At 72.0% G+C, this 26,993-nt stretch carries 28 protein-coding genes; 10 read left to right on the top strand and 18 right to left on the bottom strand.

Annotated elements, in window-relative coordinates; all coding sequences use genetic code 11:
• Window positions 1-29: 29 nt before the first annotated feature.
• From ABD333_RS30195 to ABD333_RS30180, 4 genes are read left to right on the top strand one after another with little or no spacing between them, the layout of a single operon-like run.
• The gene (locus tag ABD333_RS30195) at window positions 30-959 is read left to right on the top strand and encodes an NAD-dependent epimerase/dehydratase family protein (RefSeq protein ID WP_344545923.1); all 930 of its coding nucleotides are present in this window, start codon (window positions 30-32) and stop codon (window positions 957-959) included.
• Window positions 960-995: 36 nt separating this feature from the next.
• On the top strand, window positions 996-2,462 hold the full coding sequence (locus tag ABD333_RS30190; RefSeq protein ID WP_344545922.1) for an NDP-hexose 2,3-dehydratase family protein: 1,467 nt from the start codon (window positions 996-998) through the stop codon (window positions 2,460-2,462).
• A gap of 47 nt (window positions 2,463-2,509) precedes the next feature.
• Window positions 2,510-3,832, top strand: a complete 1,323-nt coding sequence (locus tag ABD333_RS30185) for a cytochrome P450 family protein (protein ID WP_344545921.1) — start codon at window positions 2,510-2,512, stop codon at window positions 3,830-3,832.
• A gap of 20 nt (window positions 3,833-3,852) precedes the next feature.
• Window positions 3,853-5,121, top strand: coding sequence for a methyltransferase domain-containing protein (locus ABD333_RS30180; protein ID WP_344545920.1), 1,269 nt, complete (start codon window positions 3,853-3,855; stop codon window positions 5,119-5,121).
• 66 nt (window positions 5,122-5,187) lie between these two features.
• Here ABD333_RS30180 and ABD333_RS30175 read toward each other — a convergent pair whose 3' ends face one another.
• The 9 genes from ABD333_RS30175 to ABD333_RS30135 form a co-directional block, all read right to left on the bottom strand.
• Window positions 5,188-5,997 carry a methyltransferase domain-containing protein gene (locus tag ABD333_RS30175; protein ID WP_344545919.1) on the bottom strand — a complete coding sequence of 270 codons (810 nt, stop codon included), beginning with the start codon at window positions 5,995-5,997 and terminating at the stop codon, window positions 5,188-5,190.
• Window positions 5,994-7,055, bottom strand: coding sequence for a dTDP-glucose 4,6-dehydratase (gene rfbB, locus ABD333_RS30170; RefSeq protein ID WP_344545918.1), 1,062 nt, complete (start codon window positions 7,053-7,055; stop codon window positions 5,994-5,996). The genes ABD333_RS30175 and rfbB overlap by 4 nt, the downstream gene beginning before the upstream one ends.
• A complete protein-coding gene (locus tag ABD333_RS30165) occupies window positions 7,052-8,191 on the bottom strand; it encodes an aromatic ring-hydroxylating oxygenase subunit alpha (RefSeq protein ID WP_344545917.1) in 1,140 nt (379 codons plus the stop codon). Before ABD333_RS30165 ends, rfbB begins: the two co-directional genes overlap by 4 nt.
• On the bottom strand, window positions 8,185-9,531 hold the full coding sequence (locus ABD333_RS30160; protein WP_344545916.1) for an activator-dependent family glycosyltransferase: 1,347 nt from the start codon (window positions 9,529-9,531) through the stop codon (window positions 8,185-8,187). The genes ABD333_RS30165 and ABD333_RS30160 overlap by 7 nt, the downstream gene beginning before the upstream one ends.
• Before the next feature lie 10 nt (window positions 9,532-9,541).
• Window positions 9,542-10,348 (bottom strand): phytanoyl-CoA dioxygenase family protein, encoded by an 807-nt coding sequence (locus ABD333_RS30155; protein ID WP_344545915.1) that lies wholly within the window; start codon window positions 10,346-10,348, stop codon window positions 9,542-9,544.
• Window positions 10,345-11,514 carry a nucleotide disphospho-sugar-binding domain-containing protein gene (locus ABD333_RS30150; RefSeq protein ID WP_344545914.1) on the bottom strand — a complete coding sequence of 390 codons (1,170 nt, stop codon included), beginning with the start codon at window positions 11,512-11,514 and terminating at the stop codon, window positions 10,345-10,347. The genes ABD333_RS30155 and ABD333_RS30150 overlap by 4 nt, the downstream gene beginning before the upstream one ends.
• A gap of 43 nt (window positions 11,515-11,557) precedes the next feature.
• Window positions 11,558-11,716, bottom strand: a complete 159-nt coding sequence (locus ABD333_RS30145) for a hypothetical protein (protein ID WP_344545913.1) — start codon at window positions 11,714-11,716, stop codon at window positions 11,558-11,560.
• A gap of 16 nt (window positions 11,717-11,732) precedes the next feature.
• Window positions 11,733-12,512, bottom strand: a complete 780-nt coding sequence (locus ABD333_RS30140; RefSeq protein WP_344545912.1) for an SDR family NAD(P)-dependent oxidoreductase — start codon at window positions 12,510-12,512, stop codon at window positions 11,733-11,735.
• Between the two features lie 112 nt (window positions 12,513-12,624).
• Window positions 12,625-13,125: a nuclear transport factor 2 family protein gene (locus ABD333_RS30135; RefSeq protein ID WP_344545911.1), complete on the bottom strand. Its 501-nt coding sequence runs from the start codon at window positions 13,123-13,125 to the stop codon at window positions 12,625-12,627.
• A 43-nt stretch (window positions 13,126-13,168) separates the two neighbouring features.
• Between ABD333_RS30135 and ABD333_RS30130 the strand changes: the two genes are divergently transcribed.
• A complete protein-coding gene (locus ABD333_RS30130) occupies window positions 13,169-14,077 on the top strand; it encodes a cyclase family protein (protein WP_344545910.1) in 909 nt (302 codons plus the stop codon).
• Window positions 14,078-14,108: 31 nt separating this feature from the next.
• Window positions 14,109-14,819, top strand: a complete 711-nt coding sequence (locus ABD333_RS30125) for a class I SAM-dependent methyltransferase (RefSeq protein ID WP_344545909.1) — start codon at window positions 14,109-14,111, stop codon at window positions 14,817-14,819.
• A 54-nt stretch (window positions 14,820-14,873) separates the two neighbouring features.
• Here the strand turns inward: ABD333_RS30125 and rfbA are convergent, their stop codons facing one another.
• Entirely contained in the window at window positions 14,874-15,749 is an 876-nt protein-coding gene (gene rfbA, locus ABD333_RS30120) for a glucose-1-phosphate thymidylyltransferase RfbA (protein WP_344545908.1), read from the bottom strand.
• Between the two features lie 174 nt (window positions 15,750-15,923).
• Between rfbA and ABD333_RS30115 the strand changes: the two genes are divergently transcribed.
• Complete coding sequence (locus tag ABD333_RS30115) at window positions 15,924-17,036, top strand: DegT/DnrJ/EryC1/StrS family aminotransferase (RefSeq protein ID WP_344545907.1); 1,113 nt, start codon at window positions 15,924-15,926, stop codon at window positions 17,034-17,036.
• A 106-nt stretch (window positions 17,037-17,142) separates the two neighbouring features.
• Here ABD333_RS30115 and ABD333_RS30110 read toward each other — a convergent pair whose 3' ends face one another.
• From ABD333_RS30110 to ABD333_RS30090, 5 genes are all read right to left on the bottom strand, one after another.
• Complete coding sequence (locus ABD333_RS30110; RefSeq protein WP_344545906.1) at window positions 17,143-17,400, bottom strand: acyl carrier protein; 258 nt, start codon at window positions 17,398-17,400, stop codon at window positions 17,143-17,145.
• Window positions 17,388-18,650, bottom strand: a complete 1,263-nt coding sequence (locus tag ABD333_RS30105; RefSeq protein ID WP_344545905.1) for a ketosynthase chain-length factor — start codon at window positions 18,648-18,650, stop codon at window positions 17,388-17,390. Before ABD333_RS30105 ends, ABD333_RS30110 begins: the two co-directional genes overlap by 13 nt.
• On the bottom strand, window positions 18,647-19,915 hold the full coding sequence (locus ABD333_RS30100; RefSeq protein ID WP_344545904.1) for a beta-ketoacyl-[acyl-carrier-protein] synthase family protein: 1,269 nt from the start codon (window positions 19,913-19,915) through the stop codon (window positions 18,647-18,649). Before ABD333_RS30100 ends, ABD333_RS30105 begins: the two co-directional genes overlap by 4 nt.
• Window positions 19,916-19,930: 15 nt before the next feature.
• Window positions 19,931-20,251, bottom strand: a complete 321-nt coding sequence (locus ABD333_RS30095) for an antibiotic biosynthesis monooxygenase family protein (RefSeq protein ID WP_344545903.1) — start codon at window positions 20,249-20,251, stop codon at window positions 19,931-19,933.
• Between the two features lie 160 nt (window positions 20,252-20,411).
• The gene (locus tag ABD333_RS30090) at window positions 20,412-20,726 is read right to left on the bottom strand and encodes a muconolactone Delta-isomerase family protein (RefSeq protein ID WP_344545902.1); all 315 of its coding nucleotides are present in this window, start codon (window positions 20,724-20,726) and stop codon (window positions 20,412-20,414) included.
• A 143-nt stretch (window positions 20,727-20,869) separates the two neighbouring features.
• On the opposite strand from ABD333_RS30090, the gene rfbD reads away from it, so the two are divergent.
• On the top strand, window positions 20,870-21,751 hold the full coding sequence (gene rfbD, locus ABD333_RS30085; RefSeq protein WP_344545901.1) for a dTDP-4-dehydrorhamnose reductase: 882 nt from the start codon (window positions 20,870-20,872) through the stop codon (window positions 21,749-21,751).
• Here the strand turns inward: rfbD and ABD333_RS30080 are convergent.
• Together ABD333_RS30080 and ABD333_RS30075 are read right to left on the bottom strand one after the other, a co-directional pair.
• A complete protein-coding gene (locus ABD333_RS30080; RefSeq protein WP_344545900.1) occupies window positions 21,732-22,541 on the bottom strand; it encodes an SDR family NAD(P)-dependent oxidoreductase in 810 nt (269 codons plus the stop codon). The genes rfbD and ABD333_RS30080 overlap by 20 nt on opposite strands.
• A 126-nt stretch (window positions 22,542-22,667) precedes the next feature.
• Window positions 22,668-23,492 carry an NAD(P)H-binding protein gene (locus ABD333_RS30075; RefSeq protein WP_344545899.1) on the bottom strand — a complete coding sequence of 275 codons (825 nt, stop codon included), beginning with the start codon at window positions 23,490-23,492 and terminating at the stop codon, window positions 22,668-22,670.
• Between the two features lie 185 nt (window positions 23,493-23,677).
• Between ABD333_RS30075 and ABD333_RS30070 the strand changes: the two genes are divergently transcribed.
• Window positions 23,678-24,967: an activator-dependent family glycosyltransferase gene (locus ABD333_RS30070; protein ID WP_344545898.1), complete on the top strand. Its 1,290-nt coding sequence runs from the start codon at window positions 23,678-23,680 to the stop codon at window positions 24,965-24,967.
• Between the two features lie 27 nt (window positions 24,968-24,994).
• Complete coding sequence (locus ABD333_RS30065) at window positions 24,995-26,281, top strand: activator-dependent family glycosyltransferase (protein ID WP_344545897.1); 1,287 nt, start codon at window positions 24,995-24,997, stop codon at window positions 26,279-26,281.
• A gap of 38 nt (window positions 26,282-26,319) precedes the next feature.
• Here ABD333_RS30065 and ABD333_RS30060 read toward each other — a convergent pair whose 3' ends face one another.
• Window positions 26,320-26,901: a TetR/AcrR family transcriptional regulator gene (locus ABD333_RS30060; RefSeq protein ID WP_344545896.1), complete on the bottom strand. Its 582-nt coding sequence runs from the start codon at window positions 26,899-26,901 to the stop codon at window positions 26,320-26,322.
• Between the last annotated feature and the right edge of the window lie 92 nt (window positions 26,902-26,993).

Here is a 26,993-nt window from a genome sequence, read left to right as displayed (position 1 = left end):
GCGGGCGAACGAGAGGACGGGGAGAGATCGTGGGGAGCCGATCGGACGTGGCCATGGTCCTCGGGGCCACGGGGTTCGTCGGCGGTGCGGTGAGCGAGGCGTTCACGGCCGCCGGATACGACGTCGTCCGCGTCGCCCGCAACCGCCCGGCGCACCTGCCGGAGTCCTCGTTCGTCCCGCTGGACGTCGCGACCGCGCCCCCCGCCGCCATCGCGCGGATCGTGACGCGGTGGAGGCCGGCAGTACTGGTCAACGCGACGGGCGGCTGGCTCGCCACCGAGGACGCCAACCGCCTGTACCACGAGACCCTCGTGGACAACCTCCTCGCCGGGCTGGCGCTGGCCGACACCCCGCCGCGGCTTGTGCAGGTCGGCTCGATTCACGAGTACGGCCCGGTGCCGTCCGGCGAGCCGATCCATGAGGGGATCAGCCCGCGTCCCCAGACCCCGTACGCGCGCACCAAGCTGGCCGGGTCGGAGATGATCCTGCGCGCCGCCCAGAAGAAGCTCGTGGACGGCGTCGTGCTGCGTTCGGTCAACCTCTGCGGACCGCACGTCACCCAGGCGAGCTTCCTCGGCTTCGTGCTGTCCGAGCTGCGCGCGCTGCCGCCGCGCCGGCGGCTGACGCTGCGCGTCGGCGACGACCGGCGCGACTTCCTGGACGTGCGCGACCTCGCGGACGCGGTCGTCCGGGCGGCACGGGCGCCGGTCTCGGGACGGGTCGTCAACGTCGGACGCGGCGCCGCGATCGCGGTCCGGGAGCTGGTCTCCCTGCTCGTCGCCGCGGCGGGGTTCCCGCCCGGCGTGCTCGACCTCGACGGGAACGGGGAGCCGGTGGCCTCACGGGGCGGCGGCTGGACCATGGCCGACATCCGTCTCGCCGGTGAGCTGCTGGGCTGGGCCCCCCGGATCGGCCTTCACGAATCTGTTCGGGACATGTGGGAGGCGGCCGCGCGCTGACCCCCCGGTCCCCGGTGCCTAACCAGGAGAGCGCTCATGGCGGAACTGTTGACGCGGTCCTCGGCCGTCCCAGCCGGGACGAGAGACCACACGGCCCTGCGGATCGCGGAGTCGGCGATGTGCCGGGACGGGCGGGTCATGGATCTCGCGACGTTCCGCGAATGGTTCGCGGGCGTCGGGCGCCGCGCCTACACCCGGGCCGAGCGCGTCCCCATCGAGAAGCTGGAGGGCTGGGACGACGACCCGGTCACCGGCAACATCGGCCACCACAGCGGCGGGTTCTTCACGATCGAGGGACTTGAGGTGCGTCTCTCCGACGGTCCGGTGCCGGACTGGAGCCAGCCGATCATCAACCAGCCCGAGGTCGGCATCCTCGGCATCCTGGTCAAGGAGTTCGACGGGGTACTGCACTGCCTGATGCAGGCGAAGGTCGAGCCGGGCAACTGCGACGGCCCGCAGCTCTCACCGACCGTCCAGGCCACGCGCAGCAACTACCGCAGGGTGCATCGCGGGAAGGCGACGCCCTACCTGGAGTACTTCCGCGACGCCGCACGGCACCACGTGATCGCCGACGTGCGCCAGTCGGAGCAGGGGTCGGCGTTCCACCACAAGCGCAACCGCAACATGGTCGTCGAGGTCACCGAGGACGTCGAGCCGCTCGACGGCTTCTGCTGGCTGAGCATCGGCCAGCTCCACCGGCTGCTGGCCGACGACGACATGATCAACATGGACGCCCGGACGGTGCTGGCGTGCCTTCCGGTGGCGCACGGCGGGCTCGCGGACGTGCTGCGCCCGCGGCCGGACGGTTTCCGCGCGGCGCTCGTCCGCTCGTGCGACCCGGACACCACCGGGGCCTGGTCGATGGGCGACGTGCTGAGCTGGATCACCGACGCGCGCAGCCGCACCGACGTGCGCATCCGCCGGGTGCCGCTCAGGGACCTGCCGGGATGGCGCCGCGTGGACGGGCGGATCTCGCATGAGAGCGGCCGTTTCTTCGACGTCATCGGGGTGCGCGTGGAGGCCAGCGGGCGCGAGGTGTCGCGCTGGTGCCAGCCGATGGTCGAGCCGCACGGCATGGGCGTCGTGGCGTTCCTGGTCAAGCGGCTCGACGGGGTACTGCACGTCCTCGTCCACGCGCGTGTCGAGGCCGGTTACGTGGACGTCGTGGAGTTGGCTCCCACGGTCCAGTGCACGCCCGCCAACTACGAGGTGCTGCCGGATGCGGCCCGTCCGCGGTTCCTGGACGTGGTCCTGGCGGCCGACCGCGAGCAGATCAGGTACGAGGCCGTCCTCTCGGAGGAGGGCGGGCGTTTCTACCACGCGCGGAACCGGTACCTCGTCATCGAGGCCGACCCGGGACCCGGTGCCGAGTCCGGCGACTACCGCTGGCTGACCGTGCACCAGATCGCCGATCTGCTGCGCCACAGCCACTACGTCAACGTCCAGGCGCGCAGCCTGATCGCCTGCCTCTACAGCCTCGCCGCCGCGCCCGCCGAGGCGTGAGAGAGGGAATCGAGGGAGGTTATAGCGCCCGATCCTAGGTTGGCCGCATGGTGCAGACAGCGACGGACAGGCAGACAGCGACGGACGGCAAGCTCGGCGACAACCTGCTGACGCTCCGCGGTGTCCAGTGGATTCTCGGGACCAAGGACGACCCGTACGCCCTGCTGCTGCGGGCGGCAAGCGACGATCCGCGCGAGCTGGGGCGGCGGCTCCGTGAGCGCGGTCCGCTCTCCTTCAGCCATGCGATGGCCTGGGTCACCGCTTCCGCGGAGCCCGGGGAGGCCGTCCTCGGTGACGCGCGGCTGAGCCCACGGCACCCCGACGACCAGGCGGAGACGGCCGAGGACGCCGACCCCGGCGCCGAGGCGATGCCCTGGGACATCCCCGTCCTGCGCAAGGTGCTGCCGCTCCGCGACGCCTTCGTGACGCTGGACCGGGCCGAGTACGTCCGGCTGGCGCGCTGGGCGGAGCCGGTGACCGCCGGCGCGCTCGAACGCCACCGGGAGGCGATCGCCGACCGCTACCGCGCCCGCGTGCGGCACCTGCCCGGCGAGTTCGACCTGATGACCGACCTGGCGCGCGGCGTCTCGGCCGCCGTGGTCGCCGACCTGCTCGGACTCCCCGACGACCGGAGGGAACGGTTCGCCGAGCTGTGCGCCGGGACGGCCGGGACGCTGGACGCGACGTTCTGCCCGCCGCGCCTCACCGCCGCCCGTGACCTGCTGACCTCCTTGGCCGAGCTGCGCGAACTGCTCGGCGAGGTCATCGAGTCTGCGCGTACCTCACCGGGCGAGGGCCTGGCCGGTGGACTGCTGCGGGCCGCCGCGGACGACGCCGAGGCCGGGCCGGACGACGTGCTCGCCGTGTGCGTGCTGCTCGCCGTCGTCGGTTCCGACACCGCGGCCAACCTCGTCTGCGAGGCGGTCGCGTCGCTGCTCGACCACCCGGACCAGTGGAAGCTGGTGCGCGACGACCCCGGACTGGCGTCCGCGGCGGTCGAGGAGACGTTGCGCTACGCGCCCCCGATCCGGCTGCACCAGCGCTACGCCCAGGAAGACCTCGAACTGGCCGGACAGCGGATCGAGGCGGGACAGGAAGTGGTCGTCGTGGCCGAGGCCGCGAACCGTGATCCCGCCCTCCACAGCGACCCCGACGGCTTCGACATCCGGCGGCCGGAGATCCGGCATCTGACGTTCCCCGACGGGTCGCCCGTGGCCCTGGTCGCCTCGCTCGCGCGTGCCCAGGCGGCAGCGGCCGTCGCGGCCGTGGCGGCCGGGCTGCCCGACCTCCGCCGCGCCGACGGCGTGCTCCGCCGCCTGCGGTCGCCCGCCACCGCGGCGGTCCTGCGACTGCCGGTTCGCACCGGCTGACATCGAGAGGGAGGCCATTGATGGGTGCCAGCGGCGGCAGCGTGCGCGAGGTCGCGGACTGCCGGGTCTGCGGTGGAACCGACTGGCAGGAGGTCGTGTCCTTCGGGCCGGTCCCCCTGGCCAACGGGTTCCTGGACCCGGCCGACTCCTACGACGGCGAACCGTTCTATCCGCTCGGCGTCATCTCGTGCCGGTCCTGCCGGCTGCTGAGCGTGACCCACATCGTCGACCCGGAGATCCTCTACCGCGACTATCCCTACGTCACCTCCGACTCCGACACCATCACCCGGCACATGAGGTGGGTCGCGGACACCTGCCGGGAACGGTTCGGGCTGCCCCCGGGAAGCCTCGTCGTCGAGGTCGGGAGCAACACCGGATCGCAGCTCATCGCGTTCCAGGACGCCGGGATGCGCGCCCTGGGCGTCGACCCGGCGCGCAATCTCGCGAGCGTGGCGGCCGAGCGGGGCGTCGAGACCCTCCCGGACTTCTTCTCGGCCGGGACCGCGAGCGCGATCACTCGCAGCCACGGCCGGGCGCGGTTGGTGCTGGCCCGCCACGTCTTCGCCCATATCGACCACGTGGCGGGCGTCGTCCAAGGCGTGCGAGGTCTCCTGTCCAGGGAGGGGGTGTTCGCCGTGGAGATCCCCTACCTTCTGGACCTCTTCGAGCAGAACGCCTTCGACACGATCTACCACGAGCATCTGTCCTACTTCAGCGTGGGCACGCTGGTCTCGCTCTTCGAACGGCACGGCATGCGGCTCTTCGACGTCGAGCGGCTCGCGGTGCACGGCGGCTCGATCCTGGTCTTCGTCCAGCGGGACGACGGGCCGTGGCCGGTGCGCCCGGCGGTCGGTGAACTGCTGGAGCTGGAACGCCTGGCCGGGCTGGACGGTGACGCCGTCTACCGGGACTTCGCCCTCAACGTCGACCGGGTCAGGGACGAGTTGCCGGCCCTCGTGCGGCGCCTCACGGCCGAAGGGAAGCGCATCGCGGGCTACGGCGCCTCCGCGAAGGGCAACACGATCCTGAACGTGTGCGGGTTCAAGCCGGGAGAGCTCGAATTCTGTAGTGACACCACGCCCCTGAAACAAGGGAAGGTGCTGCCGGGGACGCACGTTCCGGTGCGCTCTCCCGAGTACGCCAAGGCCCATACCCCTGATTGCTATCTGCTCCTGGCCTGGAACTACTCGGACGAGATCCTCCGCAAGGAGGCGGACTTCCTCAGGGACGGAGGACGGTTCATCCGGCCGATACCCAAGCCCGTCGTCGTCTCGGCCGACGCGCTCTGACCGACTGCCAAGGCCGTGCCCCCGGACCTCCCCGGGGGCACGGCCTTGAACGTTCCGTACGAACGGTCAGCGGGTGGCGGTGACGAGGGCGTAGCCGAGCCGCACCGCGCGCAGCATGGGCACCGTCGAGGTGATCTGGTCGACCAGCTCGGCGCCGAACCGCTCCACGAAACGCGTGCGATCGGCGGTGATCTTCTCCTGGATGCGGTCGAGCGTGCGTCCGACCGAGTTCTCGGTGATGTCGGTGGTCTCCACCGGGGTGAGCCCGGCCCGCTCCAGCAGCGGCGGGTAGTCGTGGAGCTGGATCGGCTCGCCGAACAACGACGAGTACGGCTTGTCCGGCACATCGTGGGCCGGCGAGGTCAGCACGTCGGTCAGCGCCAGCCGCCCGCCGGGCCGGAGCACCCTCGCGGCCTGGCGGAGCGGACCGATCCGGTCGGGCATGTGGAAGATCGACTCGAACAGCCACACGGCGTCGAAGGACTCCGCGGGGAACGGCAGCTCCATGGCGTCCGCCTGCTGGAAGGTCACCCGGTCGCTCAGGCCGGACGACTCGGCCAGCGCCCTGGCCTTCTCCACCTGCACCGGGCTGATGGTGACGCCCACGACCGTCGCGCCCGTCTCCCGGGCGAGCTGGACGGCGGGCCCGCCCGTGCCGCAGCCGATGTCGAGCACCCGGTCACCGGGCCGCACCGCGATCTTCTCGATCATCAGGTCGGTGAGCTGCCGGGAGGCGACCTCCATCGGGGCCTCGTCGGCGGGGGCGGTCCAGTAGCCGAAGTGCAGGCTCCCGCCGGTCAGCTCGGCGAGGAGCAGGGTCGACTGCTCGTAGAAGTCGGCGACGTCCTCTTGCTGTGGTGTGTGGGTCGAGGTCATCTTTCCCTCTCTCGTGGGGCGTGCTGGACCGCGACCGCGGCGCCGTTGACGGCACGGTGGCGCAGGGCCTTGCCGCCGTACGCGGCGCTGCGGTGCTTGAGCGGCTCCCACCAGTCACGGTTGTCGCGATACCAGTCGACCGTGGCGGCGAGACCGGAGACGAAGTCGTGCAGCGGGGCGTAACCGAGCTCCGCGCGGGCCCTGCCGCAGTCGAGGGAGTACCTCAGGTCGTGGCCCTTGCGGTCGGCGACGTACCTGACCATGCCCCAGTCGGAGTCGCAGGCGTCCAGCAGGAGCCCGGTGAGCTCGCGGTTGGTCAGCAGGGTTCCGCCGCCGAGGTTGTAGACCCGGCCCGGCCGGCCCCTGGTGCGCGCCAGTTCGATGCCGCGGCAGTGGTCCTCGACGTGCAGCCACTCGCGGACGTTCCGCCCGTCGCCGTAGAGCGGCACGAGCTCGCCGTCGAGCAGGTTGGTGATGAAGAGCGGGATCACCTTCTCCGGGAACTGGTGGGGGCCGTAGGTGTTGGAGGCCCGGGTGATCCTCACGTCAAGGCCGTGGGTCCGGTGATACGACAGTGCCAGCAGGTCGGAGGCCGCCTTCGAGGCCGAGTACGGCGAGTTGGGCGCGAGCGGCCGGTCCTCGGTCCACGAGCCGTGCTCGATCGAGCCGTAGACCTCGTCGGTCGAGACGTGGACGAACCGTTCCACCCCGTGCCTCAGCGCGGCGTCGAGCAGCGTCTGGGTGCCCAGCACGTTCGTGCGGACGAAGTCGCCCGCCTCGTCGATCGAACGGTCCACGTGCGACTCGGCGGCGAAGTGCACCACCTGATGCGTCCGCGTCATCAGCCGGCCCACGAGGGCGGCGTCGCAGATGTCGCCATGGACGAACCGCAGCCGCGGGTGACCGTCGACGAAGCCGCCGAGGTTGCTGACGTTTCCCGCGTAGGTGAGCTTGTCGAGCACGGTGATCTGCGGCGCGTCCGGTGCGTCGGAGCGCAGCATCATGCGCGCGTAGGCGGAGCCGATGAAGCCGGCGGCCCCGGTGACGAGGAGGTTCATCCCGTGTCCTTCTCTTTGGGGCGGGCGAGGGCTTGGGCCAGTCCGCGATAGAAGGCGAGCACACCGGGCTCCTTCGTGCTGAGGTGCCCCCGGCCCGTGAAGCGCGAGCCGATCGTGCGCTGCACCGCCTCCAGGCCGTCGCGGTCCTCGCCGTTGACGGTGGCCGCACTCGCCTCGTGCTCCTTGCGCAGGGCCTCGGTGTCGGCGCCGTCCAGCAGCGCCGGCGGCAGCAGGACCCCGCCGCGCACCTCGGTCCGGTCGATCGACAGCGGTACGAAACTGATCCAGACGATGGAGTCGGCGAACGTGGCGATGCTCCCGGACGGGAAGACGCAGTAGTTGTCCATGAACGCGCGCTGCTCGTCGCGGAGCGGCAGCACGCCGGGCTCCATGGGTTCCTTGAAGGGACCGCGCAGGCGGGTCGCCCAGGGCGAGTCCGTCCGGACGTCCATGTCGCCGCCGCCGCGCGGGGTGATCAGCGCGACCGTGGTGGGGTGCAGGCCCATGGCGTGGTAGTTCTCGTGCGCGTTCTCGACCGCGAGCTTCCAGTTGACGCGCCATTCCTCCTGCCAGGAGGCGACCTGGACCAGGGAGTCCAGGCCGTAGTTCGCCATCTCCTCCTCGGCCCGGCCCAGATGGGGGGCCAGCGGCTCGGCGTCCCGATCGAGGTTGACGAACACGAAGCCGTGCCACTCCTCGACCGCGAACGCCGGCAGGCGGCAGGCCGACGGGTCGAACGCCGTGTTCTCCCGCATGAACGTCGCGCCGAGCAGCCGCCCGTCCAGCCCGTACCGCCACAGGTGGTACCGGCAGGTGAACGCGTCGGTGTGACCGGAGCCCGGCTCGACCAGCGGCATGTTCCGGTGCCGGCAGATCGGCGCCAGCGCGTGCGCCGTGCCGTCCCGCTCCCGGGTGACCAGGACGGGTTCGCCCGCCACCGTCAGCGCGAGGTAGTCTCCCGGCTCCGCGAGCTGGCTCGCGTGGCCCACCAGCACCCAGGAACGGCCGAAGATCTGCGAGCGCTCCAGCTCGTAGAGCTCGGGATGGGTGTAGGCGCGCGGCGGCAGGCTGATCGCGGGTGCGCCGGCGTCGTCCAGATAGCGGCCCAGCTCACCGATGAGCTCGTCCGTCAGCATACGATTCCCTCCGTCAGGCGCTCGGCCGCGGGCCGCTCGATCGTGAGCCGCTCGATCGTCGGCACGATGTCGTTCGGCGTTCTCATGGCGAGGAGCTCGTCGCGCACGCGCAGCGCGCTCGCGGCGAACGACGGGTCGGTCAGGACCCGCTCCAGCCGCTCGCGGAGCAGCTCGGCGGTGAACGCGCGGAGCGGGATCGACAGGAGCGTTCCCTGGCGCTCGTACTCGCGGCCCATGCCCTCGCTGACCCACTCCCAGCCGGTGACGATCACCTGCGGGACGCCGTGCAGCTCCGCCGTGGCCTTGGTCTGGTAGCCGCCGTGGTGGACGACGGCCGCGCACGTGGGCAGCAGGTCGTCGATGGGGACGAAGTCCACGACCCGGACGTTCTCCGGTATCTCCCGGAGCAGCGCCCGCTGCTTGGGCGCGAGGGCCGCCACGACCTCGATCTCCATGCCCGCCAGCGTGCGCATCAGGGCGTTGAGCATGGTGTCCAGGTCGAACATCGCGTAGTCGCCGTCGATGCTCGAACCCAGGGTGAGGCACACGCGGGGCCGTTCCGGCGGCGGCTCCCGCAGCCACTCGGGCACGACGCACCGCCCGTTGTAGGGGACGTACCGTACGGGCACGGTGGGGACGCCGAGGTCCTCGCGCATGCTCGGCGGCCGGGTGTCGATGATCCACTGGCCGGTCAGCATCGTCTCGTCGAAGCGGCGGTCGCAGCCGATCCGCTCCAGCGTCCAGTCGAGCCACTCCGCCGTCGGATCCTCGCGGTTCTCCGGCGGCAGCTCGCGCGACCGCCGGACGAACTCGCGTCGCGGCCCCAGCTGCAGGGCCATGTCGGGGCCGGACACCATCCGCGCGTGGGCGGCGCCGCAGGCGAGGGCCGCCACGGGCCCGCCCATGCAGAAGCTCTCCCAGAGCACCAGGTCCGGCTTCCAGAACCGGGCGTACTCCACCAGGCCGTCGATCATCTCGTCGCGGTTGAGCCTCGACCACAGCGCTGGGACCACGAGGCTCTCGTAGGCGAGCAACGTCTCCCACGTCGGCGGCGCCGGGACCGCGCCGGCGAAATCGGAGGCCGTCCGGCCGAGGCGCTCCAGCTCGGTGGTCTCCAGCTCGTTGCAGCGGGCGAGGGCCTCCTGATGAAACCGGCCGAGACCCTCCTGCCAGGGCGGGCAGTCCACCGGAACCGCCGTCAGCCCGGCCTGGGTGACCGCGTCGACCAGGTCGCGCTTGCAGACCGCCCGGACCTGGTGGCCCGCGGTACGCAGTGCCCAGGCCATCGGCACCATGAGCTGGAAGTGGCTGCCTTCGAGCGAGGCGAACATGACTTTCATCAGGGGGCGCTCATCCCACCGGTGGGAACTTCTCGCCCTCCAGCCGCTGACCGGGCTGGAAGTGGGTGAGGTACTGGTCCTGGACGCCGGGCCGATAGGTGGCCTCCTCGTCCGCGTAGATGACCCCGTGGGCCATGCGCGGCACGTCGGTGGTGTTCGGCCCGGCCATGTGCACGGTGCGGAAATGGTGGAAGGCGACGTCTCCGGCGCGCAGCGGCACCGAGACCCTCGGCTGCCACGGGAAGCCCGGCCAGACGTCCTCCATCGGGCGGTAGTCGTCGAAGCTCTCCATGTGGATCTGGCGGTCGGCGTCCGGGCGCAGGTGGGAGCCCGGCACGTACGTCAGGCATCCGCGCTCCACCGGCACGTCGACCAGCGCGACCCAGGCCGTCAGCGTCCGCGACAGGTTCGCCAGCGGAAGGCCCGCCTCGTCGTCGTGGATCATCGTGGGCAGGGCCTCGCGCGGCTTCTTGACCAGCACGTCGCTGCTGTAGAGGCGCAGCGGCCCGCCGGCGAGGCGCCGGGCCAGGCCGATGAGGCGCGGATGCAGCGCCAGCCCGCGCAGCGTGCCGCTCTTGAGCCACGCCTCCTCGACGTAGTGCACCTGGGCCACGTCCTCGCTGGCGCCCCAGATCGTGGGCGTCTCCTTGCGGAGCAGCTCCTCGGACGCCGCCCGGAACGCCGTCACCTCGTCCTCGGACAGGACGTTCGGGACATGGACGAAGCCCTGATCGCGGTACAGCCGGACGACGTGGTCGGGCAGCGTCTCGGCCGCGCTCAGCTCGTCTTGGGCGGTCATGCCGTCTTGGGCGGTCATGCCGATCGACCGCCCGCCCGCGCGTCCGCCGCCGCCAGCTCGGCGAGCCTCGGGACCACCTCGGCCGGTGCGGGCATCGACCGCATCTCGTCGCGGGCCCGGCGTGCCGCGTCCCGCATGGCGTCGTCCTTCAGCAGCGTGTAGCACTCGGCGGCGCCCAGCGACGCGGCGTCGGCCAGGAAGCCGATCCCGAGCTCGGCGATCACGTCCACGTCGCTGTGCTGGTAGGAGCCCTGGGGCAAGACGCACTGCGGGATGCCCGACTGGATGGCGGTCATCGAGGTCCCGCTTCCGCCGTGGTGGATGACGGCCTCGCAGGTCTCCAGGAGAGCGTCCAGCGGGGCCCACTCCACGACGCGGACGTTCGGCGGCAGAGTCCCCAGCAACGACACGTCGCCGCCGCCGAGCGTGAGCACGAACTCGGCGTCGACCGCGCCCGCGGCGGCCATCAGGGGCGCGAGCACCGCGATGCCGCCCCACTGGGCCTCGATGGTGCCGAGCGTGACCGCGATCCGGGGGCGCTCGGGCCGTTCGCGCAGCCAGTCCGGGAGGACGGACCCGCCGTTGTACGACACGTGCCGCATGGGCCAGGCGTCGCCGGGCCTCGTCCCTTCGGGGAGGTGCTCGGCGAAGCTCGGCAGGCAGGTGCTGATCCGGACGGTCACGGGCGGGCGGCCGGTGACGCCGTGCCGCTCGTAGTGCTCGGTCATGGCCTCGCGCACCATGTCGGGCAGGTCGTGGCGGGCGTCGTACAGGCCGACGGGCATGTCCACGTACGGGATGCCCAGCGCGGCGGCGGCGAGCGGTCCCGCGCCCTGGAGCGGCGGGGCGAAGATGAGGTCGGGCGACCACGCGCGGGCCGCGTCGAGGACGCCGTCGACCATGACCCCCGACACGCGGCCGAAGAGGCGGGCGAGCATCTCGTCCTCGGGGTCGTCGGCGTGGATCGGCCGGGGCCCGTCGCCCCCGCCCGCGTCGATGAAGATCGGGGCGTAGTCGAGGCCGGGCGTGACGTCGACGACGGTGAATCCCGCCTCGGACGCGGCGACGCTGAGGCCTCCGGTGGCGTAGCGGACCTCGTGTCCGGCGGCGCGGATCGCCTGCGCGAGGGGCACCGTCGGAAAGAGGTGCCCCAGACCCGGGGAGGCGACGAACAGTACTCGCATGGTTCCTCCAGCGAAGTTTCCGGTTGCTCGTTCGTGCTGGGGCTTAGGCCCGGGGTTGGTCGGTCGCGTGCTCGGCGGTCCGGCGGGCCAGGGAGTTGGGGAACCGCGTGACCATGGCGACGGGCATCGCCCGCAGGCGTGCCAGCCAGAAGCGCGCGAGCCCGTTCCAGTGGTCCGTCCACCGGTCTCGGGTGTTGGTCATCTCGTTCTCCGGCGTCTCAGGTGAGGGACAGCCCGCCGTCCACCGGCACCACCGCGCCCGTGAGGTAGGCGGCCTGCGGGAGGGTCAGCTGCGTGATCCACCACGCGATCTCCTCGGGGGTGCCGACGCGGCCGAGCGGCGTACGCGTGGCGATCTGCTCCAGGAAGCCGTCGTAGGCCTCCTCCGACAGCCCCATGCGCGGGGCGGACCTGGTGTCGATCACCCCGGGGGCGACGGCCACGACCCGGATGCCGCGCGGAGCCAGCTCCACCGCCCAGGTCCGGGTGAGGAAGTCGAGCGCGACCTTGGCTGCGCCGTACACGCCGTTGTCCGGCCACGAACGCATCCCGAGCGACCCGGCCGTGCTGACGTTCACCACGGTGCCGCCGGCCGCCTCCAGCGCGTCGAGCGCGTACCGGGTGAGCAGGATCGGGGCGATGAGGTTGGTGCCGAGTTGGGTGTCGACCAGTTCGCGGTCGACCTGCGCCAGCGGGCGGTAGCCGAGCGCGGCGGCGTTGTTGACGAGCACGTCGATCCGGCCGAACTCGCGCAGCGCGGCGTCCACGACCAGCCGGGGGCCGTCCGGGTCGGTGACGTCGGCCGTCAGCACGCGGATCGTGTCGTGGTCCTTGGCGGTCTCGATGAGGGCGGACTCGGTCCGTCCGACCACCAGGACGCCGTCGCCGCGTTCGGCGAACGCTCGCGCGGTGGCGCGGCCGATGCCGGTGCCGCCGCCGGTCACGATCACGGCGCGTGGCCGCGGGCCGTCGTTCGTCGTCCCACTCGTCGTCGTCATGCCCGGCACCGTAGAAATCGCTGCTCGAACGCGGATCGACTCCGGCTGAGCGTCCGGCCGAGCCGCCCGTCCGGCGTCCGGCCGAGCCGCCGGTCCGGCGTCCGCTCGCCGGTCACCGGGCATCGGCCCGGCGGTCGCCGCCCGAGGCGGGCTGAAGGTCGGGCCGGTCGTCGCGGGTGACCCGCCGCTCGCGGACGCGCAGTTCGCCGTCCTCGCGGACGAGCACGTCCTCGCAGACGCACATCAGGTGCAGCCGGGCCGCGCCGTCCCGAGGGGTGGCGATGACCTGGGCATAGCTGCGCACCAGCAGGGAGCCGTCGGGTCGCGGCTCCACGGCGACCATGCTCAGCAGGTGCCGGTGCACCTCGCCCGCGGCGGTCAGTTTCGCGAAGGACTCGCGGACGCCCGCCGCGAGGCTCGCCCGCCCTCTGATCGGCTCGGGCGCCGAGGGCGGCGCGAAGACCCCGTCCTCGGTGAAGGTCGCCGCCCACTCGTCGGCGGCCCCGGCGTCGAGCAGGTGCATGTGCCGGGCGTAGAACTGCTGGACGTCGGCGTAGACCGCGGCGAACGGCGGGCTCTCGGGCCGGACGGACCCTTCGGTTCGGACGGACACGGCGTCTCCTCGTGCATCGATCCGATGGCTGGAAGGTCCGATCGTGCGCGGCGGCCCCGGAGCCCCGGTGGAGCTCGGCCGCCGGTACGGGTTCGAGCGAGGCTCCAGGCGTTCGCTGGCGGCGGGGACGACGATCGGGACGTTCCGTGGCGCCCGCTCTCCGGAGGCCCGTGTGCGGCTCATCGACCTGTCATCGCCCGTGGACTCCTCGTCCTACGAGCCGGATCCCGTGACGCACGAGGTCCTCACTCCGCGCGAGGGCGCCGTCCATATGAGCTCGGAGATGCGCGAGCACTTCGGGATCGAGTTCGATCCGGCGGAGCTGCCGGACGGCGAGTTCCTCTCGCTCGACCGGATCACGCTCACCACCCACACCGGCACCCACGTCGACGCCCCCTCGCACTACGGCTCGCGCGCCTCCTACGGCGACGGCGTGCCGAAGCACATCGACCAGATGCCGCTGGAATGGTTCTTCAACCCGGGCGTGGTGCTCGACCTGACCGACGCCGCGACCGGAGCCGTCGGCGCCGACCGGGTGAAGGAGGCGCTCGACCGGGCCGGCTACGCGCCGCGCCCTCTCGACATCGTGCTGCTGCACACCGGGGCGCAACGCAACGCCGGCACCTCGCGCTACTTCACCGACTTCGCCGGACTCGACGGTTCCGCCGTCCACCTGCTGCTGGACATGGGGGTGCGCGTGATCGGCACCGACGCGTTCAGCCTGGACGCTCCGTTCGGGGACATCATCGCCAGGTACCGGGCGTCGGGAGACCGCTCGGTGCTGTGGCCGGCCCATTTCGCCGGCCGGGACCGCGAGTACTGCCAGATCGAGCGGCTCGCCAACCTGGAGAGTCTCCCGAGGCCCCACGGCTTCCGCGTGGCGTGCTTTCCCGTGAAGATCGCCGGGGGCGGCGCGGGGTGGACGCGCGCGGTCGCCGTCCTCGACGACTGACCGCCGCGGACCGACCCGCGAAGGAGACGTGATGTTCAGCCACGAGCTCGCCGACGTCTACGAGCTGATCTACGAGAGCCGGGGGAAGGACTGGGGGGACGAGGCCGAGCGGACCGGCCGGTTGATCAGGTCACGGCTGCCGGACGCGGACTCCCTGCTCGACGTCGCCTGCGGGACGGGGGCGCACCTGGAGACCTTCGGCAAGCTGTTCGCCCACACCGAGGGGCTGGAGCTGGCGCGGCCGATGCTCGACCTGGCCGTGCGGCGGCTGCCCGCCGTACCGCTGCACGCCGGCGACATGCGCGACTTCGACCTCGGCCGGACGTTCGACGCGGTGGCCTGCATGTTCACCGCGATCGGCTACCTGCGCAGCCTGGACGACATGCGGTCCGCCGTCCGGTCGATGGCCCGGCATCTGGAACCCGGCGGGGTGCTCGTCGTGGAGCCGTGGTGGTTCCCCGAGCGGTTCATCGATGGCTACGTCGCGGGCGACCTCGCCCAGTCGGGGAGCAGGACGGTCGCCCGGGTGTCGCACTCGACGCGGCAGGGGCGGACCACTCGCATGGAGGTCAAGTTCCTCGTGGGGGACTCGACGGGCATCAGGGAGTTCACCGAGGTCGACCTGCTGACGCTCTTCACCCTGGAGGAGTACCTGGCGGCGTTCGCCGACGCCGGATGCCCGGCGGAGTTCGTCCAGGTCGCCTGGAGCGAGCGGGGAATGTTCATCGGCCGCCGGGTGTGACGGTGTGACGGCCGCCGGGTGTCGCAATGCCGGTCGGCTGGTGTGGCGGCCGGCTCAGGCCGCCAGCTCGTCGGCGATGGCCATGACGTACTGGCCATAGGCCGACTTGCCGATGTTCTCCCCGAGCCGATGGCACTGCTCGACCCCGATGTAGCCCATCCGCAGCGCCACCTCTTCGATGCAGGCGATGCGCACGCCCTGGCGTTCCTCCAGGGTCCGCACGTACATGCTGGCCTGGAGCAGTGACTCGGGCGTGCCGGTGTCGAGCCAGGCGAAACCGCGGCCGAGGTCGACCAGCCTCGCCTGCCCCCGCTTGAGGTACGCGTGGTTGAGGTCGGTGATCTCCAGCTCGCCGCGAGCGGACGGCCGCAGGTCCTTGGCCAGTTCGAGCACGTCGTTGTCGTAGAAGTACAGCCCGGTGATGGCCCGGTTGGACCGCGGCCGGAGGGGCTTCTCCTCGATGGACACCAGCCGTCCCTCGCCGTCGGTCTCGCCGACGCCGTACCGCTCGGGATCGGTGACCGGATAGCCGAACAGTGTGCAGCCGTTCAGGTTCGCGCTTTCGCGCTCCAGCAGTTCGGAGAACGCGTTGCCGTGGAAGATGTTGTCGCCGAGCACGAGCGCCACGTCGTCGGCGCCGACGTGCCCGGCCCCGATGAGGAACGCCTCGGCGATCCCGCGGGGCTCGTCCTGCCGTGCGTAGGTGATGTTGAGGCCGAGGTGCGAGCCGTCGCCGAGCAGCCTGCGGAACTGCGGGGTGTCGCCCGGCATCGTGATGACCAGGACGTCCCGGATGCCCGCGAGCATCAGCACCGACAGCGGATAATAGATCATCGGTTTGTCGCCCACCGGCAACAATTGTTTGGAAACCGCGAGCGTCGCCGGATGCAATCGGGTCCCGTTGCCGCCGGCCAGGATTATTCCCCGCATACGCCATTCGTCCCATCAGTTCGGAAAACACGGTCATGGTATCGACGGCGCGCCTTTGGCCACAAGGTCATGACCCCGGGATCAAGGGGGGTTCGAGCTGCGCACGAGTGACGTGCATTGTGCTGAATGGCGAATCCCAAGGAGGTTCAAAACTCCAAGGAGGGTGAAAGCGACATGACCACTCGGGTGTGGGACTATTTGCCGGAGTACGAGAAAGAGCGCGAGGATATTCTCGACGCGGTCGAGACCGTTTTCTCCTCAGGGCGGCTCGTTCTCGGCGCGAGCGTGCGGGGCTTCGAGGAGGAGTTCGCCGCCTACCACGGCGTGCGGCACTGCGCGGGCGTCGACAACGGGACCAACGCCATCAAGCTGGGCCTCCAGGCACTGGGCGTCGGACCGGGGGACGAGGTCGTCACGGTCTCCAACACCGCGGCGCCGACGGTGGTGGCGATCGACGCCGTGGGCGCCACGCCCGTCTTCGTGGACGTCGATCCCCGGACCTTCCTCATGGACGTCGGGCAGGTGGCCGCGGCCATCACTCCGCGCACCCGCTGCCTGCTCCCCGTGCACCTCTACGGCCAGTGCGTCGACATGGAGCCGCTGCGGTCGCTGGCCGCCGAGCACGGCCTGGTCATCCTCGAAGACTGCGCGCAGGCCCATGGCGCCCGGCACCATGGCGCCCTGGCCGGGACGATGGGCCAGGCGGCGGCGTTCTCCTTCTACCCGACCAAGGTGCTCGGCGCGTACGGGGACGGCGGCGCGACCATCACCTCCGACGACGAGGTCGACCGCAATCTGCGGCGGCTGCGCTACTACGGCATGGAGGAGCGCTACTACGTCGTCCAGACCCCGGGTCACAACAGCAGGCTCGACGAGCTGCACGCGGAGATCCTGCGGCGCAAGCTGCGCCGCCTCGACGGCTACATCGCGGCCCGCCGCGAGGTGGCCCGGCGATACGCCGAGGGCCTGGCGGACGTGGGGCTCGTCCTCCCCCAGCTGGCACCCGGCAACGACCACGTCTACTACGTCTACGTCGTGCGCCACCCCCGCCGCGACGACATCATCGCCGCGCTCAAGGGCTACGACATCGAGCTGAACATCAGCTACCCGTGGCCTGTGCACACGATGACCGGCTTCGCGCACCTCGGCTACGAACGGGGTTCCCTCCCGGTCACCGAGCGGCTCGCCACCGAGATCTTCTCGCTGCCGATGTACGCGTCGCTGAGCCCCGACCTGCAGGACAAGGTCATCAGCGCGCTTCGCGAGGTCGTGTCGAACCTCGGATGAGCGCCCCCGGACGAGACACGAGGGCGGGCCCGGCTTCCATCGCCGGGCCCGCCCTGTTCACGCGCCCGCACGCGCCCGCACACGCGGGCGTTCATCGCGAGACCTCTCAGGGCGACTCGGCCGCGGCGTCGTGGACGAGGCTGAGGAAGGCATGCGGGGTCGTCGCCTCCGTCACCCGCTCGTCGGGCAGCCGGATGCCGTAGTCGCGCTCGATCCGCCCGGCGGTCTCCAGCATCGCGAGCGAGTCGTAGCCGAGCTCGCTGAACTCCACGTCGAGGACGTTGTCCGTCGTGGCCAGCCCCTCGCCCTCACCGGCGCACTCACGAATGATCTCCATGAGCCTGGTCACGGTCAGCTCGTGCATGTCTCGCTCCTTCGTGCGTTGTCGGGAAGCCTCGTGCCCCGCCCGCCGCGGACGACCATGGCGGCGTTGAACCCGCCGTGACCGCGGGCCAGCACCAGGGCGGCCGTGAGCGGGACGCGCCGGGCACGCGGCACCAGGTCGAGCTCGTAGGCGGGGACGGGCCGGGTCACGTTCACCGTTGGCGGGATCACCCCGCGCTCCAGCGCCAGCAGGGCCGTGGCGAGGTCGAGCGCCGCCCCGCCGGCGGCCAGCCGCCCGGTCATCGTCTTCGGCGCGGTCACCGGCACGCCGTACGGACCGAACACCGCGCGCAATGCCTGCGCCTCGGCCCGGTCGAGCTCGGGCACACCGGCGGCGTCGGCGAAGACCACCCCGATGTCGGCCGGTGCCGCTCCGGCGTCGTCCAGCGCCCGTTCGATCGCCCGGCGCAGCGTCGGCGGACGGCCCGACCTCGCGGGCGGGTCGAACGTCGCCGCGTACCCGGCGATCTCGCCGTACCAGCGCACGCCGCGCTCGGCGGCGGCGTCCGCGCGCTCCAGCACGAACAGGGCGCCGCCGTCACCCGGGACGTGGCCCGCCGCGTCCTCGTCGAAGGGCAGGTAGGCGCGTGCCGGGTCGCGGGCGGCGCTCAGCCGTCCGCTGGTCTGCTGGGCGACCCATCCCCACGGACACGGGGAGCCGTCCACCCCGCCGCCGATCATCGCCGGGACGCCGTCGCGCAGGTGCCGCCGCGCCTGGGCGATCGCGTCGAGCCCGCCGGCCTGCTCGGTCACCAGCACGCCGCTGGGTCCCCGCAGCCCGTGGCGGATCGAGATCTGGCCCGTGTTGACCGCGTAGAACCAGGCGAACGACTGGTAGGCGCTGACGTGTTCGGGCCCCTTGCTCCACAGCTTCTCCAGCTCGCGGTGGCCGAACTCGAAGCCCCCGGCGGAGCCGGCCGTCACCACGCCCACGCCGTACTCGGGCAGCTCCGCGGGGGCGAGCGCGGCGTCCTGGAGCGCCCATTCCGCCGCCACGAGCGCCAGCCGGGTCATGTGGTCGGTCTGCGGGAGCAGGCGGCTCGGCAGTCGCTCGGCCGCGACGAAACCGTCGATCTCGGCGGCCAGGCGACTGGTGTACGGCGTGGCGTCGAACCGCGTGATCGGCCCGATCGCACTCTGGCCGCGCAGGGTGGCCGACCAGTGCGCGGTCGTGCCGAGCCCGGTCGGAGCCAGCACGCCCATGCCGGTCACCACCGTGGCGGCCGTCACCGGTCGTCCCCTGAGACGGCCGACAGCACCATCGCGCTCTGGAAGCCGCCGAACCCGCTGCCGACGGTCAGCGCGGTGCCGACCCGGCCTTCGCGTGCCCGCAGCGGCACGTAGTCCAGGTCGCACTCGGGATCGGGCTCGTGCAGGTTCGCGGTCGGCGGGATGACGCCGTCCTCGATGGCCAGGGCGCACGCGGCGATCTCCAGGGAGCCGATGGCGCCGAGGGAGTGGCCGACCATCGACTTGATCCCGCTGACCGGGACGCGGTAGGCGTGCTCGCCCAAGGCCCGTTTGAAGGCCGCCGTCTCGTGCCGGTCGTTCTGCTTGGTCCCCGAGCCGTGCGCGTTCACGTAGGCCACGTCTTCCGGGGCTGTCCGGGCCTGGGCCAGCGCTGCGCGGATGGCCTCGGCCATCTCGCGTCCGTCGGAGCGCAGCCCGGTCATGTGGTAGGCGTTGGACCGGGTGGCGAACCCGCTGATCTCCGCACGGATGTGCGCCCCGCGGCGGCGTGCGTGCTCCAGTTCCTCCAGCACGAACACCGCCGCACCCTCGCCGAGCACGAACCCGTTCCTGGTCAGGTCGAACGGCCGGGACGCCGTCGCCGGATCGTCCTTGCGCGGCGTGGTCGCCTTGATCGCGTCGAAGCAGGCCATGGTGATCGGGGAGATGGGCGCGTCGGTCGCCCCGGCCACCATGAGGTCGGCCGTCCCCTCCCGGATCAGCTCGACGGCGTGCCCGACCGAGTCCAGGCCCGACGTGCAGCCGGTGGACACCGTGGCGACCGGGCCCTCGGCGCCGACGTCCCAGGCCACCTCGGCGGCGATGGTACTGGGCACGAAGTGGCCGAACAGGTGCCGGACGGCGTACTCCTCGTCGACCAGGTGCCGCCGTCCGCCGTCGCTGACGACCACGTACTCGCGCTCCAGGCTCATCGTGGCGCCCACGGCGCTGCCGATGACCACCCCGGTGCGGGACGGGTCGAGGTCCGGTGCGTCGAGCCCGCTGTCGGCCAGGCTCTCCCGCGCGGACACGACGGCGAACTGGGTGGTGCGGTCCATCCGGCGGATCTGCTGCGGGGACAGCCCCTCGCGCAGCGGGTCGAAGTCGACCTCGGCGGCGACCTGCGAGCGGAAGGGCGACGGGTCGAAGAAGGTGATGCGCCTGGTGGCCGTCCGTCCGGCGGTCAGCAGGTCCCAGAAGCGCTTGGTGCCGACGGCCTCGGGTGCGACGACTCCGATGCCGGTGATCGCGACGCGACGGTTCATCAATGTTCTCGCTGGTCAGAAGCGGGCGGCGGAGCCCTCGCCGACCTCGGCCAAGGGGCTTCGCCGGGTCGGTCCGGCCGGTGTGTAGAGGTTGGGCTCACTGGTGCTGAGCGCGCGCAGGGCTGCGGCGTGCGGCCCGAAACCCGGTGCCGCCACCGCCGCCCGGAAGGCGGCCTCGTCCCGCCATCGCGCGATGTTGACGTACCTGTGTTCGTCGTCCACATGGCGCAGTAGCGTGTGCTCGATGAAGCCGTCCTGCCGCGCCATGAACTCGGCGGTCTCCACGAAGGCGCGCTCGAACTCGGCGGGCGACGCGTGCACCGTGAACCTGTTCACGAAAGTGACGGTGCCGTCTCTGGCGTCTTCGTCGTCTCTGGCGTCCTCGGGCATCGTGCCTCACTCGTATCGACGGAAACGGAAGGCCGGCTCGACCGGATTCGAAGGGCAGCCGGGATCTCGCTGCCGTCAACGATGTGGGGTCTGTCTCGCACGTCGCTCAACGCGCGCTGGTCCCGGCCTTTTCGTGGGCCACGGGATCGAACTCGGCCGGCTGCGCCAGCGGAATGACCTCGAACTCCAGATGAGGGCTGACGGGATTCGCGTACAGCAGCGACAGCAGCTCCTCGTGCGAGCCGACGTCGTAGATGAGCAGCCCGCCCGAGGCGCCCACCCGGATCCAACTGTGCTTGATGATGCCCTTGTCGACGAGTGCTCTGGTGTAGGCGAAGCCCTCGGGCAGCCGCCGGCGGAACTCGTCGGCGCTGATGCCCACCGGGTGCTGGGTCGCGAGAACGGCGAACAGTGCCATCATGCTCCTTCGCGCTGTTTGTGGTGCGCCCAGGAGTCTGGCGGTCGCCGGTCAGCCGCCCGTCGAGCCGCGTTGGAGCACGCGGCCGGGCAGGCGGGCGAGCCGCGCTCGACGGATCTGCTAACCGGCCGGGACACGATCCTGGCATGAGATGGCTGGTCACGGGAGCGGGCGGGCTGCTCGGGCACCATCTGCTGGAGTGCCTGGCGGCCGGCCGCCCGGACGACGCCGTCGTCGGCCTGCCACGCGCGCTGCTCGACGTCACCTCGCCGCGGTCGGTGCGCCGCGCGTTCGGCGAGCACCGGCCGGACGTGGTGGTCAACTGCGCCGGTTACACGGCGGTCGACGCCGCCGAGGCGCACGAGCCGGAGGCGCTGCGCGTCAACGGCGCCGCGCCGCACGCCCTGGCGCTCGCCTGCGCCGAGACGGGGGCGAGGCTCGTCCACGTCTCGACCGACCACGTGTTCTCCGGCGAGGCGCGCACCCCGTACGCCGAAGACCATCCGCCCGCCCCGCGGACCGCGTACGGCCGGACGAAACTGGCCGGGGAGCAGGCCGTGCTGGACGTCCTGCCGCGCACGGGCGTCGTCGTGCGGACCGCCTGGCTGCACGGCGACCGGGGACGCAGCTTCGTGCGGACCATGATGCGGCTCGCCGCCGGTCCCGAGCCGGTCGACGTCGTGACCGACCAGGTCGGCCAGCCCACCTGGGCGGCCGACGTGGCCGAACGGCTCGTCCTGCTGGGCGCGCGGCCCGAGGCGACCGGCGTCTTCCACGCCACCAACGCCGGCGCGGCCAGCCGCTACGAGCTGGCCGCCGAGGTGTTCCGGCTGGTCGGGGCGGACCCCGGACGGATCCGCCCGACCACCAGCGACGCGTTCCCCACGCCGGCTCGCAGGCCGCCCTACGCCGTGCTCGGCCACGCGCGGTGGCGCGAGCTCGGCGTCGCGCCGCCGCGTGACTGGCGCGTGGCGCTCCGGGCGGCGCTGGCCCGCGAGGCAGCACCGGTCACGCGCCGGTCTCCTTGAAGAACCGCAGCGTGGCCGGGCCGCCCGACAGCACGTCCAGCCCTCCGTCGAGGGTGAGGCAGGAGCCCGTGGCGAAGCCGGCGGCGTCGCTCGCCAGGTAGACGACCGCGCCCGCCACGTCCTCCGGCCGGCCCCATCGCCCGGCCGGGACGGCGTCGAGCAGGCTCGCGCTCGTCGCCGGGTCGGCCGACAGCGGCGCGGTCAGGTCGGTGGCGATCCAGCCGGGCACGACCGCGTTGACGCGGACGTCGCTGAGCGCCCACTCCGCCGCCAGCGAGCGGGTGAGGGAGATCAGCGCCGCCTTCGCCGCCGCGTACGGCGCGAGCAGGGGCAGCCCGCCCTGCCCGGCGAAGGACGCGACGTTGACGACCGAGCCGCCGCGCTGCCCGGTCAGGTGAGGCCCGACGGCCCGGCAGACGTGCACCGCGGAGTCGAAGTTCAGCCGCATGGCCTGCTCCCATGCGCTGTGCGGAAGGGACAGGAACGGCCCGAACCGGCCGGTTCCGCCGGCGTTGTTGACGACCACGTCCAGCCGGCCGAACTCGGTGAGAGCGGTGTCGACCGCACGCTCCACCTGCGCTGGGACGGTGACGTCGGCCGGGACGGAGACGGCGCGCACGTCATGGTCGGCGATCTCTCCGGCGAGCTTGTCCAGGTCGTCGGCGCCGCGCGCGAGCAGCGCCACGTCCGCCCCGGCCTGGGCGAGCGCGAGCGAGATCGCCCGGCCGATTCCCCGGGACGCCCCGGTGACGAGGGCCTTCCTGCCCTGGAGGTCGAACGGAAACGGCATGGGCGCTCCTCCTCGGTGGTCCGACGCGTCGGTCGCCCACGTGGCGTTCGGTCACCCACGTGGCGTGCGCCGACTCTCCGTCACCGCGGTCGAGCCCCGGTCGATCCGGTGTCCAGCACGGCCGGATCAGCTGAAGTCCGCCCGGTGGTCGGCGACCCACTGGGCGAAGGTGCGGGCGGGACGGCCGGTGACCTGTTCGGAGGTCGGGCCGACGGTGGCCTTCGGCGGGGGCGGCGTCAGCAGCCAGTCGACCGCCTCGGCCGGCATGCCCTGGCTGATCCACAGCTCCCGGGTCTGTTCCTTGGTCAGCTCCTCGAAGCGGACGTCCCGTCCGAGCACCTCACCGATGATGCGGACCTGCTCGACCTTCGTGAGCGCCTCGGGACCCGTCAGGGGGTACTGCTCCCCCGCATGGCCGTCCTCGACCAGCGCCCGCACCGCGACGTCGGCGATGTCGGCCTCATGGACCATCGCGCTCTCGGCGTCGCCGTAGGGGGCCCGCACCACGCCTTCGGCCTGGACGAACGGCGCCCACAGGAACAGCAGGTTGGCCATGAACTCGCCCGGGCGCACGTGCGTCCACTCGATCCCGGACGCCTCCACCGCCACCTCGACGGCGCGGTGCTGGTCACCGCTCAGGTCGCCCTCGGCGTACCCGGCGGACACCGACGACAGCACCACCACGCGCCGTACGCCCGCCTTGCCGGCGAGCCGCATGACCGCTTCGGCCGTCTCCGGCACGGGGAAGAGGTACAGCCGGTCGACGTCCGCGAGCGCGGGCTCCACCGACTCGGGCGCGGTGAGGTCGCCCCGCACCACCTCGACCTCGCCGGGCAGCCCCGCCGTCTCGGGCGAGCGGGTCAGCGCCCGTACGGACGCCCCCGAACGCAGGAGGCCGTCCACCACGTGCCGTCCGACGGTGCCCGTGGCTCCCGTCACCAGAACCCTCATGTCCGTCTTCCCTCCGGTCGCGCGTACTCCCCGCGGAACCTACCCTCGCGCCGCCTCCGGACCCTCGCAAGCGAGTCGAGACGCCGGGTGTCGAGCGGGCCGCGAGGACCGCGTGGCAGCCTGCGGCCAGGCCCGACGTGGTCGGCCGGGACCGCGCCGGGGCACCGACGGCGAAAGGGGACGCGGTGCGCATCCTGATCACGACGCTTCCGTTCAAGGCCCACGCGTATCCGCGGGTGCCGCTGGCGTGGGCGCTGCGGGCCGCGGGGCACGAGGTCCGCGTGGCCGCCAGCCCGGACGTGGTGGGCGACATCACCGACGCGGGCCTGACCGGCGTGCCGATCGGCGAGGCCTTCGACGCGGAGGCGCTGATGGCCGAGATCCGGGAACGGGAGGCGACCGGCGACGTGCCCGACCCCGGGCCGCTGATGAGGATCGACGAACGGCGCCCGGAGCGGCTGACCTACGACTTCATGCACGGGCTCTTCACCGTGCTGACCACCGTCGTGTTCAAGAACCACGCGCCGGTCGCGGCGACCGACGACCTGGTCGCCTTCGCCCGCGAGTGGCGGCCCGACCTGGTGGTCTGGGACCCGCTGGGCTTCGGTGGCGCGATCGCCGCCCGTGCGTGCGGAGCGGCCCACGCGCGGATGATGTACGGGCTGGACGTGATCGGGTGGATGCGTGAACGCTACCTGGACGCCGTGCGCGAACGCCCGGCCCCGCTCCGCGAGGACCCGCTGGAGGAGTGGCTGGCCCCCTGGCTGGAGCGGTACGGCTGCTCGTTCGGCGAGGACGTCGTCATGGGGCAGTGGACCATCGACCCCGGCCCGTCCTGGATGCGCCTCCCGGTCGACCACCTCTACGTTCCGATGCGGCACGTGTCGTACAACGGCCGGGCGACGGTCCCCGGATGGCTGCGCGAGCCGCCCGCGCGCCGCCGGGTCTGCCTGACGCTGGGGCTCTCGCACCGCGAGGTGCTCGGCGGCAACCGGGTCTCGATGAGCGACCTGCTGGAGGCGATGGCCGACCTGGACGCCGAGGTCGTGGCGACCCTCACCGCCGACCAGCTCTCGGACGTCCGGCGCGTCCCGGACAACGTGCGCGTCGTGGACTTCGTCCCGCTGAACGAACTGCTGCCGAGCTGCTCGGCCATCGTCCACCAGGGCGGCACCGGCACGATGCAGACCGCGCTCGCGCACGGGATTCCCCAGGTGCTCCTGCCGGGCGACCTCTGGGACACGATGCTCAAGGCGGAGCGGCTGGAGGACTCCGGCGCGGGCCTGTGCGTCCGCGACATCGAGCGGTTCGAGGCCCGCGAGCTGCGCGACCTGGTCGGCCGTGTCCTCGACGACCCCTCCTTCGCGCGGGCCGCGGCGCGACTGCGCACGCGGATGACCGGCACCCCCGCGCCCGCGGACGTCGTGCCGTCGCTGGAACGACTGACCGCCGGGCACCGCGCCCGGCAGGGGTGAGCTCTTGAGGAGTGCACTGTGCGTGTCATGTTCGTGACGACCCCGACCAAGGCCCCGGGGCACCACCGCGTGCCGCTGGCCTGGGCGCTGCGGGCGGCCGGGCACGAGGTCCGCCTCGTCGACCGGCCCAACCTCGTGGCCGACATCACGCGGACCGGCCTCACCGCCGTCCCCATCGGGGAGGCTCTGGAGGCCGACGAGAACATCGCGGCCAGCGACCGGCTGCGCGAGGGCGGGGGGATCGCGGCCGACGTGCCCGACCCCGAGGACCTGATGCGGATCGAGGAGAACCGCCCGGAAAAGCTCACCTACGACTTCATGCACGGCGTTCTCACGGTGATGACGACGACCGTCTTCCGGACGTTCAGCCCGCCGACCACCATCGAGGAGCTGGTCGCCTACGCCCGCGAATGGTGCCCTGACCTGGTGCTGTGGGATCCGCTCGTCTTCGCCGGCCCGGTGGCCGCCAAGGCGTGCGGCGCCGCCCACGCCCGTCTCCTCTACGGGCTCGACATGGTCGCCCTCATGCGCGGGCACTACCTGGCGGCCATGGCCGAACGTCCGCCCGAGTGGCGCGAGGACCCGCTGGAGGAGTGGCTGGCGCCCTGGCTGGAGCGGTACGGCTGCTCGTTCGGTGAGGACGTCGTCACGGGACAGTGGACGATCGACCCGGTTCCGCCGTCCCAGCAGCTTCCGACGGGCATCGACTACGTCCAGATGCGGCACGTCCCGTACAACGGCCCGGCGGTCGTGCCGAAGTTGCTGCACGAGGCGCCGAAGCGACCGCGGGTGTGCCTCAGCCTGACCCTTCCGCACCCCGAGGTGACGGGCGGCGACCGGGTGCCCGTCGCCGCGCTCCTGGAGGTCCTCGGCGGCCTCGACATCGAGGTGGTCGCGCCGCCGAGCCCGCTGCTTCGAAGCGTGGAACTCCCGGACAACGTGCGGGTGGTCGAGTCCGCGCCGCTGAACGAGCTGCTGCCGACCTGCTCGGTGATCATTCACCAGTCGGACGTGTGGACGTTGCACACCGCGTTCGCGCATGGCGTCCCCCAGCTCATCCTGCCGGGAGAGCTCTGGGACATCCCGATGAGGGCCGTGCAGGTGCGCGAGGCGGGCATCGGCCTGACCGTGCCCGACGTCGAGCACGCGACCGCCGGCGAGCTTCGCGCCCTGCTGCTGCGCCTGCTGAACGAACCGTCCTTCGCGCGCAACGCGGCCGGACTCCAGCGGGAGCTGATGAGCACGCCCGCCCCCAGCGACACCGTGGCAAGGCTGGAGGCGCTGACCGCCCAACACCGCCGCCGCACAGCCTGACCGCTCCGCGTGGCGCGACTGGGTGATCGCGGCGGTCGTCAGGGGGCGTGGACGCGGATGCCGTTCTCGAAGGTGCGGACCACCGTGGCGTAGACGCCGTGCCGGGGCATCAAGCCCTTCTCGACCTGCTCGACGCCCGTGTAGACGACGGCCCACAGCACGTTCTGGATCCAGTCGGCGCTGACCTCCGGGTCGAACACGCCCTCGGCCTGACCGCGTTCGATGAGGTCGACGACGGACTGCGGTGCCGCCCCGGAGCCGTCCTCGCCGGGGGAGGACTTGTCGAAGGCCTCCAGGACGCGCGGGTCGCCCCACAGGAACATCAGCCGGTCGGCGACGTCCAGCATCGCCGCGACCAGGCGGCGCATTCCTTCCAGCGGCGGGCCCTGCCCGAGGGCGGCCTCGTCGATGGAACGGCTGATCACCGTCAGCGAGTCCTCCACGACCGCGTTCATCAGTTCTTCCCGGTCGGCGAAGTAGCGGTGCAGCGTGCTGCGCCCGACTCCGGCCGCCTCGGCGATGTCGGCCAAGGTCGCGGCGCGGTCGCGGGCGAGCGCGGAGGCGGCGGCCGCCAGGATCGCGCGGCGGGTGCGGCCCCGCACCCCGGACTCGTTCTGCATGCCAGAAGTGTACATAGAAGACTCAAAGTAGAATCACGCGCCTTGTATTGACACATCGGTGTCCTAAATTGATAGAGTGAAGTCCTCTAATC

It is taken from the genome of Actinomadura fulvescens (genome assembly GCF_039533225.1).
Taxonomy (GTDB): domain Bacteria; phylum Actinomycetota; class Actinomycetes; order Streptosporangiales; family Streptosporangiaceae; genus Spirillospora; species Spirillospora fulvescens.
The sequence above is the reverse complement of the archived record's forward strand: the minus strand, read 5'-3'. Positions and strand labels throughout refer to the sequence as shown.

Coding starts and splice junctions, on each gene's coding strand:
- ABD333_RS30165 (WP_344545917.1), bottom strand. CDS start 8,191: ATGCTGACGGACGAGCTCATCGGTGAGCTGGGCCGCTATCTGGACGAC.
- ABD333_RS30140 (WP_344545912.1), bottom strand. CDS start 12,512: ATGACGACGACGAGTGGGACGACGAACGACGGCCCGCGGCCACGCGCC.
- rfbA (WP_344545908.1), bottom strand. CDS start 15,749: ATGCGGGGAATAATCCTGGCCGGCGGCAACGGGACCCGATTGCATCCG.
- ABD333_RS30100 (WP_344545904.1), bottom strand. CDS start 19,915: ATGAACCGTCGCGTCGCGATCACCGGCATCGGAGTCGTCGCACCCGAG.
- ABD333_RS30110 (WP_344545906.1), bottom strand. CDS start 17,400: ATGCACGAGCTGACCGTGACCAGGCTCATGGAGATCATTCGTGAGTGC.
- ABD333_RS30065 (WP_344545897.1), top strand. CDS start 24,995: ATGTTCGTGACGACCCCGACCAAGGCCCCGGGGCACCACCGCGTGCCG.
- ABD333_RS30115 (WP_344545907.1), top strand. CDS start 15,924: ATGACCACTCGGGTGTGGGACTATTTGCCGGAGTACGAGAAAGAGCGC.
- ABD333_RS30150 (WP_344545914.1), bottom strand. CDS start 11,514: ATGCGAGTACTGTTCGTCGCCTCCCCGGGTCTGGGGCACCTCTTTCCG.
- ABD333_RS30185 (WP_344545921.1), top strand. CDS start 2,510: ATGGTGCAGACAGCGACGGACAGGCAGACAGCGACGGACGGCAAGCTC.
- ABD333_RS30175 (WP_344545919.1), bottom strand. CDS start 5,997: ATGACCTCGACCCACACACCACAGCAAGAGGACGTCGCCGACTTCTAC.
- ABD333_RS30160 (WP_344545916.1), bottom strand. CDS start 9,531: ATGAAAGTCATGTTCGCCTCGCTCGAAGGCAGCCACTTCCAGCTCATG.
- ABD333_RS30075 (WP_344545899.1), bottom strand. CDS start 23,492: ATGAGGGTTCTGGTGACGGGAGCCACGGGCACCGTCGGACGGCACGTG.
- rfbD (WP_344545901.1), top strand. CDS start 20,870: ATGAGATGGCTGGTCACGGGAGCGGGCGGGCTGCTCGGGCACCATCTG.
- ABD333_RS30145 (WP_344545913.1), bottom strand. CDS start 11,716: ATGACCAACACCCGAGACCGGTGGACGGACCACTGGAACGGGCTCGCG.
- ABD333_RS30060 (WP_344545896.1), bottom strand. CDS start 26,901: ATGCAGAACGAGTCCGGGGTGCGGGGCCGCACCCGCCGCGCGATCCTG.
- ABD333_RS30190 (WP_344545922.1), top strand. CDS start 996: ATGGCGGAACTGTTGACGCGGTCCTCGGCCGTCCCAGCCGGGACGAGA.
- ABD333_RS30090 (WP_344545902.1), bottom strand. CDS start 20,726: ATGATGGCACTGTTCGCCGTTCTCGCGACCCAGCACCCGGTGGGCATC.
- ABD333_RS30180 (WP_344545920.1), top strand. CDS start 3,853: ATGGGTGCCAGCGGCGGCAGCGTGCGCGAGGTCGCGGACTGCCGGGTC.
- ABD333_RS30080 (WP_344545900.1), bottom strand. CDS start 22,541: ATGCCGTTTCCGTTCGACCTCCAGGGCAGGAAGGCCCTCGTCACCGGG.
- rfbB (WP_344545918.1), bottom strand. CDS start 7,055: ATGAACCTCCTCGTCACCGGGGCCGCCGGCTTCATCGGCTCCGCCTAC.
- ABD333_RS30155 (WP_344545915.1), bottom strand. CDS start 10,348: ATGACCGCCCAAGACGGCATGACCGCCCAAGACGAGCTGAGCGCGGCC.
- ABD333_RS30125 (WP_344545909.1), top strand. CDS start 14,109: ATGTTCAGCCACGAGCTCGCCGACGTCTACGAGCTGATCTACGAGAGC.